This is a genomic window from Roseateles sp. (assembly GCF_039595295.1).
Lineage (GTDB): Bacteria > Pseudomonadota > Gammaproteobacteria > Burkholderiales > Burkholderiaceae_C > Roseateles.
Genome location: NZ_JBCNLU010000021.1, coordinates 1 through 12,648, shown reverse-complemented (window position 1 = coordinate 12,648; position 12,648 = coordinate 1). Strand labels below are relative to the sequence as shown.

Genomic DNA, 12,648 nt, shown 5'->3' with positions numbered 1-12,648 from the left:
TGCCAGGTCTTCACCGCCGCCGGATCTCGCGCATGCCGCGCATGGTCGGGATGACTTCGCGCATCACCTGCAGGAAGGCCCGCAGCCGCGCGGGCTGAAGACGCCGCGACGGATAGACCAGCGAGATCGGCAGCGGCGTCGCGCACCAGGACGGCAGCAGCCGCACGAGCCGGCCCTCGGCCAGGTCGTCCATCACCGCCCATTGCGACACCAGCGCCACGCCCAGTCCGCGCCGCGCGGACTCGACCAGCGCGAACAGGCTGTCAGTGCCCAGGCGCGGCTTGAACGGGATCTCGACGCGGCCATCGCCCTTCGCGCCCACCAGCTCGATGCCATCGCGATAGAAGGCCAGCAGCGCCAGCCAGGGCTGTGCGGCGAGCACCGCCGCGATCTCCTCCGGCGCCGCCTTGTCCAGGCCCTTGGGCAGCTTCCTCGCGATCGCCGGCGCGGCGACCAGCACGCGCGGCACCTCGGCCAGCTGCGTGGCGATCAGATTCGGCTGAGCGATCTCGCCCACCAGCAGCGAGCAGTCGACGTTCTCCCGGCTGAAGTCGGGGAGCTGGTCCTGCAGCATCCACTCGACGGACACGCGCGGATGCTTGGTCAGGAAGGCCGCGAGCGGCTCGATCAGCTGGCTCTGGCCGAAGGCATGCGGGACGCGCAATCTCAGCGTGCCGGAGAGCTCCTCGCCGCCGTCGATGTCCTCGGCCAGCGACTGCCAGCCGTCGATCAGCTCCTGCGCCTGCGCGGCGCAGCGCTCGCCCTCCTCGGTCAGACGCAGGCCCCGGGTGGAGCGCTCCACCAGGCGCGCGCCGAGCAGCGATTCCAGCAACTGCACCCGCCGGCTGACCGTGGGCTGGGTCGTGGCGAGTTGCTGCGCGGCGGCGGAAAAGCTGCCCGCCTCCGCGACGCGGAGAAAGGTCTGCAGCAGAGCGAGGCGGTCCTGGCCGCCGTCACGGAGAGCGTCGTTCATGGCCGGCTTTATACGCCGCGCGTATGGCCGCTGTGCACGCCGGCCAGCTTCCTGGGCGGGGGCTCGATCCGAAGAATGCTCATCCATACGACGCGCATCGCCCATCTCTCCATCACCGGCGCGCGCCGCGTTCCTCAAACCATTGCTTCCCTCTTCTCTTTCCTCTTCTCTCTCCTCTTCTCACTTCATCCGATTCAACGGGAGTCGCCATGTCCTCGCTGCCCTTCCCCGCTTCCTCATCGCCGTCTGCCGCGGCACATGCTCGCGACGGCGCGCCCTCGGCGCCGCTGATCGTGCTACTCGCCGCCTCGGCCGGTCTCGGCGCGGCGTCGCTGTACTACAGCCAGCCCATCCTGGCGCCGCTCGCCGACGACCTGCACGCTTCGACCGGCGGCATCGGCGCGGTGCCCATGCTCACGCAACTGGGCTACGCCGCCGGCATCCTGCTGCTGACGCCGCTGGGCGACCGCTTCGATCGCCGCAAGGTCATCCTGACCAAGTTCGTGCTGCTGATCGCGACGCTGCTGCTCAGCGGCTTCGCGCCCGGCTTCCCGGCCTTCCTCGCGGCCAGCGCGCTGCTGGGCTTGACCGCGACGCTCGCGCAGGACGTGGTGCCCATGGCCGCGGCGCTGAGCCCGCCGGATCATCGCGGCCGCATCGTCGGTCAGGTGATGACGGGCCTGCTGCTGGGCATCCTGCTGTCGCGGGTGATGAGCGGCGTCATCGCGGATCTGCTGGGCTGGCGCTGGGTCTACGGCCTGGCCGCGCTGGCGCTGAGCATCGCGGGCCTGGCGAGCTGGCGCTGGCTGCCGTCCTCGCCGCCGGCCACGCGCACCACCTACGGCGCGCTGCTGCGCTCGCTGGGCGGGCTGTGGCGCGCCTGGCCGACGCTGCGTCGCGCCACCGTTGCGCAAGCCCTGCTGGCGATGGCCTTCAGCGCCTTCTGGTCGACGCTGGCGGTGATGCTGCATCAGCGCTTCGGCATCGGCAGCGCGATCTCCGGCGCCTTCGGGCTGGCCGGCGCGGCGGGCGCGCTCGCAGCGCCGCTCGCGGGCCGCATCGCCGACAAGCGCGGGCCCGGCGTCGTGACCAAGCTGGGCGCGCTGCTGACCGCCGTGTCCTTCCTGGCGATGTCCGTCACGCCCTGGCTGGACAAGAGCGCCGCCATCGCCGTGCTGGTCGTGCTGGCCGTGGTCTTCGACTTCGGCGTGCAGGCGACGCTGGTGGCGCACCAAACCATCGTCTACGGCCTGGATCCGGCGGCGCGCAGCCGGCTCAACGCGCTGCTGTTCACCGGCATGTTCATCGGCATGGCCAGCGGCGCGGCGCTGGGCAGCGTCCTGCTGGCCTCATGGGGCTGGATCGCGGTCACGCTGATGGCCGCGGTGGCCAGCGTCGCGGCGCTCGTGATCCGTCTGCTGGCGGACGAGTGAGCGCCTGAGCGAGGGGAGCCGCTAGCGCGGCTCCTCATGGCAGACCACGCACAGCTTGTTCCCATCCGGATCCCGGAAATAGGCGCCGTAGTAGTGCTCGTAGTACTGGGGCCGAAGGCCGGGAGCGCCTTCGCAGACGCCGCCATGCGCGAGCGCCGCAGCATGCGCCTCGTCCACCGTCCCGCGGCTCGCCGCCAGGAAGGCTGTCATCTGGCCGTTGCCGGCCGTGGCGGCCATCGCGTCGAAGGGATGCGCGATAACGAACAGCGGTCGCGGCCCCGGCACCGACTGCCAGCCCGCCCAGGGCCGTGCCGGATCGCAGAAACGCTGCGGCAGATGCAGCGCCGCCATCAGCGGCGTGTAAAACGCCAGCGCCCGATCAAAGTCGGCGACGCCAAGAAAGACATGCGAGAACATGCGCGCCTCCCGCTCACGGCGTCCAGCCGCGCCAGCCGATCAGGCTGACTCCCAGCGAGCCCACCATGGCGCGACGCGGCGCGACGCTCAGCGAGTTCGAGATCGCCATCAGCACCGCCGGGCCCGGCGTGAAGGTGACAAACAGCGCCACGCTGACAAAGCCCAACCAAGCGGTCACATCCACGAGATCTCCAAGCGCACGACGACAGGAAGCGCCGATGTTAGCGGCGCTACGACCGCGGCTAGGATCCTCCGATCTCATGCCCCCTTCGCTCGATCCCCGTCGCCCTCGCGCCCGCGCGCTGCGCCGTGGCGGTTCGATGACCCCACGCCCATGAACGACGCCGTCGCCCTCGGACCGCTGGTCCTGCCCTGGACCTTCGTCCATCTGTGCCTGTCCGTCGCGGCCTCGCTGGCCGTGGCCGGCTTCATCGCGCGCCGCCGCCAGGTCGACGCCGGCCCGCTGCTGTGGCGCAGCCTGATCGTCGCGCTGGTCTTCGCGCGGCTGGGCTTCGTCTACCAGTACAAGGAGCTCTACGTCGCCCACCCGCTCAGCGTCTTCAATGTGCGCGACGGCGGCTGGTCGCCCGAGGTCGGCATCATCGCCCTGTGGATGTTCGCGACCTTCCGTTTGAGGAACACGCCCGCGCTGCGACTGCCGGTCTCAGTGCCGCTGGCGCTGGGGACCGCGCTCTTCATCGCGGGACAGATCCAGCTCGCGATGCGGCCTGCGGCGCAACCGCTGCCCGACCTCGCCTTCGAGCAGCTCGACGGCGGTCGGATCGAACTTGCCGCGCTGCGCGGCAAGCCGGTGCTGATCAACCTGTGGGCCACCTGGTGCGGGCCCTGTGTCCGCGAGATGCCCATGCTCTCCGACGCTCAGCGCGCCCGGCCGGAGGTCCAGTTCGTCTTCATCAACCAGGGTGAGGACCCCGCCCTCGTGGCGATGTGGTTGGCCGCGCAGCGGCTCACGCTGAACCACGTCGCCATCGACGAACGGCGCCAGGCCAGCGCGGCGTTCAAGCAGGCCGGCTATCCCACGACGCTGCTCTTCGACGGCACGGGGCGCCTCGTGGCCAAGCGGACCGGGGAACTGTCCCCACCGGCGCTGGAAGCGTTGCTCGGCCGCTTGCGCTGAGGCCGGGCTGGGCCTCGCCAAGGTCGGATCGGGTCGAAGTCCTCTAGCCCGACACGAGTTCCAGCTGATAGAGGCGCTCATCCGGGCCGAGTTCCGCAAGCTCCTTCACATGCGGCGGCGCCAGGTCGAAGCCCAGCCGGTCCAGCAGCGCGATGGAGCGCGCATTGCCGGCGTCCACGGTGGCGAGCAGCCGCCACACGTCGTGCGCGCGCACCAGGTACTCGATCATCGCGGCCACCGCGCGAGTCGCATGACCCTGCCCGCGCCCCTCGCGGCTCACGACGTAGCCGACCCAGCAGCGGTCGCGGGACTCGATCGTCGCCTGCACGTAACCGATCAGCCGGCCATCGTCGCGCCGCAGCATCCAGTTGAACCACTGCTCGGCGCCATCGGGCGAGCGACCGGCCGCGCGTCGCGCGTAGGCGGCTCGCAACCATTCCAGTGTCGGTGGCTCGTCCGACAGGAACTCGTAGATCGAGGGATCGGCCAGGACGGCGTGCATCTCCTCGGCATGCGCGATGGAGACGGGCTCCAGCGTCAGCGAGGGCGCGCTCAGCGCGGGAAACGGCGTGGAACCGGAGGGAGCTGTCATCTGCGCAGTATCAACATCCCGCGTCTGATCGCCATCCTCGTTTCTTCGGCCAAGAGACGCCGCGCCGAGTCGGTGCATCGCGGGCACGCACCTTGCCGCCGGATCGGCATGAACACGCCCATCCGCACCGTCCACCTCTACCTCTTCGAGGGCTTCGCCGACTGGGAGGCCGCTTACGCGGTCGCGGGCATCAACACGCCCGAGTTCCAGAAAGCGCCCGGTACTTGGCAGGTGAAGACCGTGGCGGCCGCGGGCGCGAATCTGGCGCGCTCCATGGGCGGGCTGTCGGTGATGCCGGACATCCGACTCTCGACCCTGTTCCCCTACGACAGCGAGCTGCTGATCCTTCCCGGCGGCGCCGGCTGGGACAAGGGCGAGCACCTGGAGGCGGCGAAGACGGCCAAGGCCTTCCTCGACGCCGGCAAGCGCGTGGCCGCGATCTGCGGCGCGACGGCGGGTCTGGCGCGACTCGGCGTGCTGGACGACAGGCAGCACACGAGCAACGCGCTCGCCTATCTGAAGGGGGTGCCCGAGTACGCCGGCAGCGACCGCTACGTCGACGAGCCGGTGGTCGTCGATCGCGGCCTGATCACGGCGGGCGGCATGTCCGCGCTGGACTTCGCCCGCGCGATCTTCGACACCCTCGACGTCTACGAGCCCGAGACGCTCGACGCCTGGTACCGGCTCAACAAGACCGGCCAGTCTGCGTGGTTCGCGAAGATGGCGCAGGGCGCGTCGGATTGACCCTGGCGCTCGCGCGCCTCGGGCCGGTCTCGCCGACGCGCACGGATCAGGGCAAGCGTGCCAGCGCCTCCAGGTAACGCGGCGCGAGCATCAGCTCATCCCAGGTCAGCGGCGCCGATTGCGGCACCAGCGCGGCGCGGCGCGCCTCGCCGTCGATGGCGGGCGTCCAGCGACCGTCGGCCGCCGCGGCGCTCAAGCCGTCGAGCAGCTCGTCGATGGCTCGGCCGCCGTCCTCCAGGCTCTGGTTGCACAGCAGCACCAGGTCGCAGCCCGCGTCCAGCGCGGCCAGCGCCGCTTCCGTGTAGCCGACCTCGCGGCCCTCGATGACGCGGGCGCCGGCCATGCTCAGATCGTCGCTGAAGACCGCGCCGGCGAAGCCCAGGCGCTCGCGCAGGATGTCCTGCAGCCAGCGGCGGCTGAAGCCCGCCGGTCGCGCATCGACCTTGCGGTAGATCACGTGCGCCGGCATCACCGCCGACAGGCTCAGGCTCAGCCATTCGAAGGGGCGTGCGTCCTCGGACAGGATGGCCTTGAGCGAGCGCGTGTCCACCGGCACGCCGACGTGCGAGTCCGTCGCCACATGGCCGTGTCCCGGGAAGTGCTTGCCGCAGCTGCCCATGCCGGCCAGCGCCAAGCCCTGCATCAGGCTCTGCGCCAGCAGGCTGACCACGCGCGGATCCGCATGGAAGCTGCGCGAGCCGATCACCGTGCTGCGCGATTGCCGGGTCTCGTCCTGATGGTCCAGATCCAGCACCGGCGCGAAGGTGAAGTCGACGCCGCAGGCGCGCAGCTCCAGCGCCAGCACCAGGCCGGTCGCGGTGGCCGCCTGCACGGCGCGCATCGCGTCCTCCATCCACAGCTCGCCGAGGGCGCGCATCGCCGGCAGCGCGGTGAAGCCGTCGGTGCGGAAGCGCTGCACGCGACCGCCCTCCTGATCCACCGCGATCAGCAGATCGGGCCGGATCGCCTTGGCCTCGGCGCACAGCGCGGTCAGTTGGGCGCGGCTCTCGAAGTGGCGCGCGAACAGGATCATCCCGCCCGTCAGCGGATGCGCCAGACGGCGGCGATCGGCGTCGGTCAGCGCGGTGCCGGCGATGTCCAGGATCACCGGGGCGTGCAGGGATTCGGTCATGTCTCTCTCCGTGAATTCAGTGGAAGGGGCGACGCGCGGGCGATGCCGCGGCCAGCCCCGGCGCTCAGTCGCGCGTTTCGACCACGACGAAAGCCGTGGCGTAATCGGTCTCGTCGCTGACGCTGACGTGGGCCTTCAGGCCCTTGGCCTCGAACCACTCGGCCAGCGCGCCGTGCAGCCGGATCTCGGGCTTGCCGCTGGGCGCCTTGACGACCTCGCAGGACCGCCAGGTCATGGGCATGCGCATGCCCATGCCGACGGCCTTGGAAAAAGCTTCCTTGGCCGAGAAACGCGTCGCCAGATACGCGATGCCGCGCGCCTGGACCTTGTCGTAGCGCGACTGGAACACCGCCATCTCATGCGGCCCGAGCACCTTCTCGGCGAAGCGCACGCCGCGCCGAGCGAAGGTCTCCCGGATGCGCCGGATGTCGCAGACGTCGGTGCCGATGCCATAGATCATCGCGGTCCTTTCAGGCGGGGCCGCCGGTCAGGCGTAGGCGCGCTGGATGCAGCGCTGGTAGTCGCGCACGGTCTCGGCATAGCCCAGCTCCAGCGCGTCCGCGATCAGCGCGTGGCCGATCGAGACCTCGGCCACGCCGGGCACCTCGCGCAGGAAGCGCGTCAGGTTGTCGCGGTTCAGATCGTGGCCGGCGTTGATCGCCAGGCCCTGCGCCAGCGCGGCGCACGCGGTGGCGGTGAACTCGGCCAGGACTTCGGCCTCGCGTTCGGTGCCGAAGGCGCTCGCCCAGGTCTCGGTGTAGAGCTCGATGCGCTCGGCGCCCAGCGCCGCAACCTGCGCCATCGCGGCAGGAATCGGATCCATGAACAGGCTCACCCGCACGCCCAGCGACTTGCACTCGGCGATCAGGGGCCGCAGCCGCTCGGCGTCCTTGGGCAGGTTCCAGCCGTGGTCGGAGGTGAACTGGTCCTCGCTGTCCGGAACGAAGGTCGCCTGATGCGGACGGACCTCGCGGATGAAGTCCATCAGGTTCTGCGTCGGGTTGCCCTCGATGTTGTATTCCGCCTGCGGCCAGGCCTTCATCAGCGCGGCCAAATCACGCACGTCGGCGGCGCGGATGTGGCGCTCGTCCGGGCGGGGGTGCACCGTGATGCCCTGCGCGCCGGCCTCCAGGCAGAGCTGCGCGGCCCGCGTCACACTGGGGATGCCCAGGTGCCGGGTGTTGCGCAGCAGCGCGACCTTGTTGACGTTGACCGACAGCGCGCAGCGCGGGTCATGACGGCCGGACTCGGGGGCGATCAGCGGATTCATGTGAGCAGCTTCTGGACGTCGAGCAGCACCTGCCGCGTCCGCAGAGGACGATGACCAAGATGATAGTGAAGCAGCGCCCGCAGCAGCGGCTTCAAGGGCGGTCCTGCGATCTCGCAGGCTTGGCGCAGCGCCGGCAGGCTGCCGTGCATCAGCGCCGCCTGCAGCTGGATGAAGGCCATGCCGCTGAGCTGCGGCGCGTCGTGCGTGGGAACGATGACGCCGGATTCGGGCGCCAGCATGTAGAGCCGCTCCGGATCCAGCGGGGCCTGCGTGGTGGCCAGCACGCTCAGGTCGGGCAGCAGGCCGCAGGTCGCCAGCAGGCGCAGCTCGAAGGCGCGCAGCGCGGCTTGGGCGTCGTCCACCGATTGCAGCTGCGGCAGCAGCGCGGCGTAGGCGTCGAAGAGCTCGGGCTGCGCGTCTTGTCGTGGAAGGAATTTGAGCAGCAGCTCGTTGACGTAATAGCCGCTGAACAGCGCCGCGCCGCCGGGCAGCGTCTGGCCGCCGACCCACTCCGCGCCGCGCAGCGATTGCACTTCGGCGGCGCCGTCCTCGTTCATCTTGGACGGCTTGGACAGCGTCACCTGCAGCCGCAGAAACGGGAGCAGCACCGATCGCAGCTGCGAGTAGGGCCGCTTCGCCCCCTTGGCGACGACCGCCAGCCGGCCCTGCTCACGCGTGAACAGGTCCAGCACCAGGCTGGTCTCGCTCCAGTCGTAGTGATGCAGAACGAAGGCCGCCTGGGTGCCAGGCGGCTTGGCGGCGCGAGGCGGCATGCCCGCTTACTCGTAGCCGTAGGAGCGCAGATGCTCTTCCGAATCCGCCCAGCCCGAGCGGACCTTGACCCACAGCTCCAGGAACACGCGCGCTTCCATCAGCGTCTCCAGCTCCTGACGAGCCTCCGAGCCGATGCGCTTGAGCCGCTCGCCGCCCTGGCCGATGACCATGCCTTTCTGGTTGTCGCGCTCGACCACGATGGTCGCGGCGATGCGGCGCAGATTGCCCTCTTCCTCCCAGCGGTCGATGACCACCGTGGCTTCGTAGGGGAGCTCGTCGCCGGTCAGACGGAAGAGCTTCTCGCGGATCATTTCCGCGGCCATGAACTTCTCGCTGCGATCGGTCAGCGCGTCTTCCTCGTAGAACCATTCCTGGTTGGGGAGATACGGCTTGAGGATCTGGAACAAGCGCTGGACGTCCGAATCCTTCTTGGCCGAGAGCGGGACGAACTCGGTGAAGTTGCGGCGCTCCTGCATGCTCTTGAGCCAGGGCATCAGCTCGGCGCGGCGATGCACCGCATCCAGCTTGTTGGCGATCAGCACGACCGGCTTGTCCTGCGGGAGCAGCGACAGCACCTTCGCATCGTCCAGACCGAACTTGCCGGCCTCGACGACGAAGAGCACCAGGTCCACATCGGACAGCACGCCCTGCACCGTGCGGTTCAGGTTGCGGTTCAGCGCGGTGCTGTGCTTGGTCTGGAAGCCGGGCGTGTCGACGAAGACAAACTGGGCCTCATCGACGGTGCGCACGCCGGTGATGCGGTGGCGCGTGGTCTGCGCCTTTTTCGAGGTGATCGAGACCTTCTGTCCCACCAGGGCGTTCAGCAGCGTGGACTTTCCGACGTTGGGCCGGCCCACGATGGCGATCAGGCCGCAGCGGGCGTCGCCTTCATAGGGGATCGCGCCGATGCCGCCGAGAACCTCGGGCAGCTCGCCCTCCTCGCCCTCCTCGCCGTCGTCGACCTCCTCCTCGATCTCGCCGTCGAGCAGGTCCTCGCGCGCGTGCGCGGCATCGATGCCGGCCCGTGCCTCGGGTTCCAGGGTCTCAGGGGGGGTCACGGGGGTCTCGGGCGTGTCAGACGTGACGGAGGAGTCGTGCGGGGCGTTCAGAACAAGGTCCTTGGATTCAGAGAGAAGGTCGGAAGAAGACGAGGACGCCGTCGCGGGCGTCCTCGGGGTTTTCGGTGCGTTCATCGCGAACTCCGCGTCAGTGGCGCGTCAATCGCGCAGGCCGGTGCCGGGTCGATCGCCGGCGAGCAACTCATCGAGCACTTGCCGGGCGGCTTCCTGCTCGGCGATGCGCCGCGAGCGGCCCTCGCCGCGCCGGGACAGCGTCAGCGCCGCCACCTCGCATTCGACGGTGAAGGTCTGAGCATGCGCCTGACCGCGCGTCTCGGCAATGCGATAGGACGGGACCGGCAGCTTGCGCGCCTGCAGCCATTCCTGCAGCGCGGTCTTGGCGTCCTTGGCCCACTGCTCGATGCCGCTGGCGGCGATGGTCTCGCCCAGCAAGCGACGGACGATCTCCCGGGCGGCCTCGTAGCCGCCGTCCTGGAAGGCGGCGCCGATCACGGCCTCCAGCGCGTCGGCCAGGATGGACGGGCGCTGGGCGCCGCCGCCGCGGGCTTCGCCCTCGCTCATGCGCAGGCACTCGGGCATCTGCAGTTGCAGCGCCAACCGGTGCAGGCTGTCCTCGCGCACCAGGTGCGCACGGATGCGGGTCAGGTCGCCCTCGTCCGAGCCGGCGAAGCGTTCGAACAGCAGCGTCGACACGGTCAGGTTGAGCACCGCGTCGCCCAGGAATTCCAGACGTTCGTTGTGCTGCTGGCCGAAGCTGCGGTGCGTCAGCGCGCGCTGCAGCAGTCCCGCTTGGGTGAAGCGGTAGCCGAGGCGTTGCTGGAGCGATTCGAGCGCTTGCGGGGTCATGAGAGGGTCCTGCTAGCCCGTCGCCGCGCCATCGACGATGGCCGTGCTGCGACGGGGCGGCGCGTCAGTGTGACTCGCCTTTGTACTTGATGACCAGGAACACCGGCCCGAACAGGGGGACTTCCTTGTCGTACGCGAAGCTGATCTTCACCTTGTCGTCGGACTTGGTGATGACGAGATCCTTGGGCTCGATGCTGACGATGGAGTACTCGATCGCCTTCGTCCGCGCGAACGAGTCGCGCGCCGCGGGCACGGTGGGCGGGCTGTCCTTGGCGATCTTGTCCACGGCTTTCTGGATGGTGTAGTACTCCATCACCGTCGGCACCACGCGCAGCAGCACGACCGCGCCGCCGCCGATGATCACGGCCCAGAACAGCAGGCCCAGCAGGCTGATGCCGCGTTGTTTGTTGCGTGCCGTCATTGCGCGTCGCTCCCCTTGTGATGCCCGATGTTTACTTGATGCTGCCGATGCGCTTGAGGTTGCCGAAGTTCATCCAGACCACGAAGGCGCGGCCCACGATGTTCTCGTCCGGCACGAAGCCCCAGAAGCGCGAATCCTGCGAGTTGTCGCGGTTGTCGCCCATCATGAAGTAATGGCCGGCCGGCACCTTGCAGGTCACACCTTCGATCGTGTACGTGCAGTTCTCGTTGTACGGGAAGTCATACAGCTTGCCGATGCGGCCTTGCGCGTTCGGGTCGACCAGGATCTGGTGGTCGACATCGCCCAGCTTCTCGGTGAAGCGGGGACGGAAGCGCATCGAGTTGGGGCTGGGATCGTCGTCGAAGAACTCACCCTCGGCGATGGTCGGGACCAGCTTGCCGTTCAGGTAGAGCTTCTGGTTCAGATACGCGACCTCGTCGCCCGGCAGGCCGACGGCGCGCTTGATGTAGTCGACGCTGGGGTTCTGCGGATAGCGGAACACGACCACGTCGCCGCGTTTGACGTCGTTGTTGCTGATGATCTTCTTGTTGATCACCGGCAGACGGATGCCGTAGTGGTACTTGTTGACCAGGATCAGGTCGCCGATCAGCAGCGTCGGGACCATGGATCCGGACGGGATCTTGAAGGGCTCGAACATGAACGAGCGCAGCAGGAAGACGATCAGGATCACCGGGAACAGACCCGCGGTCCAGTCCAGCCACCAGGGCTGGCGCAGGATCTCCTGGCGGGCGCCCTCGACGTCGCCGTCCACGCGCTGGATGCCTTGCGCGGCCAGCGACTCGCGGCGCTTGACGTCGTTCGCCGCCAGCGTCGCGGCGGCGCGCTCGCGCGCCGGCTGGAAGTGCAGGCGCTCGGCCAGCCAGTAAGCCAGCGTCACCGTCGTCAGGACGAACAGCAACAGCGAGAAGTTGCCGTTCCAGTAACCCTTGTACCAGCCGCCCAGGTAGGCGATCAGGGCGGCGTACAGCAGCCCGGTCAGTGCGCTCATGGCTTTCATTCTTGGAGGATCACTCGTCGACTTGGAGGATGGCCAGGAAGGCTTCTTGCGGCACCTCCACCGAACCGATCTGCTTCATGCGCTTCTTGCCGGCCTTTTGCTTTTCGAGCAGCTTGCGCTTGCGGGTGATGTCACCGCCATAGCATTTTGCCAGCACGTTCTTGCGCAGCGCCTTGATGTTCTCCCGCGAGATGATGTTCGCGCCGATCGCGGCCTGGATGGCCACGTCGTACATCTGGCGCGGGATGATCTCGCGCATCTTGGCCGCGACCTGGCGGCCGCGGAACTGCGACTGCGAGCGGTGCACGATCAGCGACAGCGCATCGATGCGGTCGCCGTTGATCAGCATGTCGACCTTCACGACGTCGGACGCGCGGTACTCCTTGAACTCATAGTCCATGGACGCGTAACCGCGCGAGACCGACTTCAGCTTGTCGAAGAAGTCCAGCACGATCTCCGCCAGCGGGATCTCGTAGGTCAGCATGACCTGGCGGCCGTGATAGGCCATGTTCAGCTGCACGCCGCGCTTCTGGTTGGCCAGCGTCATCACCGGGCCGACGTACTCCTGCGGCATGTAGAGATGCACTGTCACGATGGGCTCGCGGATCTCGGCGATCTTGCTCTGCTCGGGCATCTTGGACGGGTTCTCGACCTCGATGACCTCCCCGTCGCCCAGCTGCACCTCGTAGACCACGCTGGGCGCGGTCGTGATCAGGTCCTGGTCGAACTCGCGCTCCAGGCGCTCCTGCACGATCTCCATGTGCAGCAGGCCCAGGAAGCCGCAGCGGAAGCCGAAGCCCAGCGCCTGCGA

Annotated in this window: 15 protein-coding genes and 1 pseudogene; 3 read left to right on the top strand and 13 right to left on the bottom strand. The window is 68.8% G+C overall.

Annotated features, from left to right (window positions below; translation table 11 throughout):
* Positions 1 to 10: 10 nt before the first annotated feature.
* Complete coding sequence (locus ABDW59_RS15730; RefSeq protein ID WP_343630781.1) at positions 11 to 973, bottom strand: LysR substrate-binding domain-containing protein; 963 nt, start codon at positions 971 to 973, stop codon at positions 11 to 13.
* Positions 974 to 1,182: 209 nt separating this feature from the next.
* On the opposite strand from ABDW59_RS15730, the gene ABDW59_RS15725 reads away from it, so the two are divergent.
* A complete protein-coding gene (locus ABDW59_RS15725) occupies positions 1,183 to 2,406 on the top strand; it encodes an MFS transporter (RefSeq protein WP_343630780.1) in 1,224 nt (407 codons plus the stop codon).
* A 21-nt stretch (positions 2,407 to 2,427) separates the two neighbouring features.
* On the opposite strand, the gene ABDW59_RS15720 is transcribed toward ABDW59_RS15725, so the two are convergent.
* Positions 2,428 to 2,823 (bottom strand): VOC family protein, encoded by a 396-nt coding sequence (locus tag ABDW59_RS15720; protein ID WP_343630779.1) that lies wholly within the window; start codon positions 2,821 to 2,823, stop codon positions 2,428 to 2,430.
* A gap of 13 nt (positions 2,824 to 2,836) precedes the next feature.
* Positions 2,837 to 3,007, bottom strand: a complete 171-nt coding sequence (locus tag ABDW59_RS15715; protein ID WP_343630778.1) for a hypothetical protein — start codon at positions 3,005 to 3,007, stop codon at positions 2,837 to 2,839.
* Between the two features lie 150 nt (positions 3,008 to 3,157).
* Between ABDW59_RS15715 and ABDW59_RS15710 the strand changes: the two genes are divergently transcribed.
* Positions 3,158 to 3,961: a TlpA disulfide reductase family protein gene (locus tag ABDW59_RS15710; RefSeq protein ID WP_343630777.1), complete on the top strand. Its 804-nt coding sequence runs from the start codon at positions 3,158 to 3,160 to the stop codon at positions 3,959 to 3,961.
* Between the two features lie 43 nt (positions 3,962 to 4,004).
* On the opposite strand, the gene ABDW59_RS15705 is transcribed toward ABDW59_RS15710, so the two are convergent.
* A complete protein-coding gene (locus tag ABDW59_RS15705) occupies positions 4,005 to 4,553 on the bottom strand; it encodes a GNAT family N-acetyltransferase (protein ID WP_343630776.1) in 549 nt (182 codons plus the stop codon).
* Positions 4,554 to 4,661: 108 nt separating this feature from the next.
* On the opposite strand from ABDW59_RS15705, the gene ABDW59_RS15700 reads away from it, so the two are divergent.
* The gene (locus ABDW59_RS15700) at positions 4,662 to 5,297 is read left to right on the top strand and encodes a DJ-1/PfpI family protein (RefSeq protein ID WP_343630775.1); all 636 of its coding nucleotides are present in this window, start codon (positions 4,662 to 4,664) and stop codon (positions 5,295 to 5,297) included.
* 46 nt (positions 5,298 to 5,343) lie between these two features.
* Here ABDW59_RS15700 and nagZ read toward each other — a convergent pair whose 3' ends face one another.
* The 9 genes and pseudogenes from nagZ to ABDW59_RS15655 all read right to left on the bottom strand — a co-directional run.
* A complete protein-coding gene (gene nagZ / locus ABDW59_RS15695) occupies positions 5,344 to 6,429 on the bottom strand; it encodes a beta-N-acetylhexosaminidase (RefSeq protein WP_343630774.1) in 1,086 nt (361 codons plus the stop codon).
* A 64-nt stretch (positions 6,430 to 6,493) separates the two neighbouring features.
* Positions 6,494 to 6,889 (bottom strand): holo-ACP synthase, encoded by a 396-nt coding sequence (acpS, locus tag ABDW59_RS15690; protein WP_343630773.1) that lies wholly within the window; start codon positions 6,887 to 6,889, stop codon positions 6,494 to 6,496.
* A 27-nt stretch (positions 6,890 to 6,916) separates the two neighbouring features.
* Positions 6,917 to 7,699: a pyridoxine 5'-phosphate synthase gene (locus ABDW59_RS15685; protein ID WP_343630772.1), complete on the bottom strand. Its 783-nt coding sequence runs from the start codon at positions 7,697 to 7,699 to the stop codon at positions 6,917 to 6,919.
* Positions 7,696 to 8,472, bottom strand: a complete 777-nt coding sequence (recO, locus tag ABDW59_RS15680) for a DNA repair protein RecO (protein ID WP_343630771.1) — start codon at positions 8,470 to 8,472, stop codon at positions 7,696 to 7,698. The genes ABDW59_RS15685 and recO overlap by 4 nt, the downstream gene beginning before the upstream one ends.
* Before the next feature lie 6 nt (positions 8,473 to 8,478).
* Entirely contained in the window at positions 8,479 to 9,402 is a 924-nt protein-coding gene (gene era / locus ABDW59_RS15675; RefSeq protein ID WP_343630836.1) for a GTPase Era, read from the bottom strand.
* A 288-nt stretch (positions 9,403 to 9,690) separates the two neighbouring features.
* Positions 9,691 to 10,398 carry a ribonuclease III gene (gene rnc / locus ABDW59_RS15670; RefSeq protein ID WP_343630770.1) on the bottom strand — a complete coding sequence of 236 codons (708 nt, stop codon included), beginning with the start codon at positions 10,396 to 10,398 and terminating at the stop codon, positions 9,691 to 9,693.
* Positions 10,399 to 10,462: 64 nt separating this feature from the next.
* On the bottom strand, positions 10,463 to 10,819 hold the full coding sequence (locus ABDW59_RS15665) for a DUF4845 domain-containing protein (RefSeq protein WP_343630769.1): 357 nt from the start codon (positions 10,817 to 10,819) through the stop codon (positions 10,463 to 10,465).
* Positions 10,820 to 10,850: 31 nt separating this feature from the next.
* On the bottom strand, positions 10,851 to 11,828 hold the full coding sequence (lepB, locus tag ABDW59_RS15660) for a signal peptidase I (protein WP_343630768.1): 978 nt from the start codon (positions 11,826 to 11,828) through the stop codon (positions 10,851 to 10,853).
* 19 nt (positions 11,829 to 11,847) lie between these two features.
* Positions 11,848 to 12,648 (bottom strand): annotated as a pseudogene (locus tag ABDW59_RS15655) (elongation factor 4); the annotation flags it as partial.

Coding starts and splice junctions, on each gene's coding strand:
- ABDW59_RS15730 (WP_343630781.1), bottom strand. CDS start 973: ATGAACGACGCTCTCCGTGACGGCGGCCAGGACCGCCTCGCTCTGCTG.
- ABDW59_RS15725 (WP_343630780.1), top strand. CDS start 1,183: ATGTCCTCGCTGCCCTTCCCCGCTTCCTCATCGCCGTCTGCCGCGGCA.
- ABDW59_RS15720 (WP_343630779.1), bottom strand. CDS start 2,823: ATGTTCTCGCATGTCTTTCTTGGCGTCGCCGACTTTGATCGGGCGCTG.
- ABDW59_RS15710 (WP_343630777.1), top strand. CDS start 3,158: ATGAACGACGCCGTCGCCCTCGGACCGCTGGTCCTGCCCTGGACCTTC.
- ABDW59_RS15705 (WP_343630776.1), bottom strand. CDS start 4,553: ATGACAGCTCCCTCCGGTTCCACGCCGTTTCCCGCGCTGAGCGCGCCC.
- ABDW59_RS15700 (WP_343630775.1), top strand. CDS start 4,662: ATGAACACGCCCATCCGCACCGTCCACCTCTACCTCTTCGAGGGCTTC.
- nagZ (WP_343630774.1), bottom strand. CDS start 6,429: ATGACCGAATCCCTGCACGCCCCGGTGATCCTGGACATCGCCGGCACC.
- acpS (WP_343630773.1), bottom strand. CDS start 6,889: ATGATCTATGGCATCGGCACCGACGTCTGCGACATCCGGCGCATCCGG.
- ABDW59_RS15685 (WP_343630772.1), bottom strand. CDS start 7,699: ATGAATCCGCTGATCGCCCCCGAGTCCGGCCGTCATGACCCGCGCTGC.
- recO (WP_343630771.1), bottom strand. CDS start 8,472: ATGCCGCCTCGCGCCGCCAAGCCGCCTGGCACCCAGGCGGCCTTCGTT.
- rnc (WP_343630770.1), bottom strand. CDS start 10,398: ATGACCCCGCAAGCGCTCGAATCGCTCCAGCAACGCCTCGGCTACCGC.
- ABDW59_RS15665 (WP_343630769.1), bottom strand. CDS start 10,819: ATGACGGCACGCAACAAACAACGCGGCATCAGCCTGCTGGGCCTGCTG.
- lepB (WP_343630768.1), bottom strand. CDS start 11,828: ATGAGCGCACTGACCGGGCTGCTGTACGCCGCCCTGATCGCCTACCTG.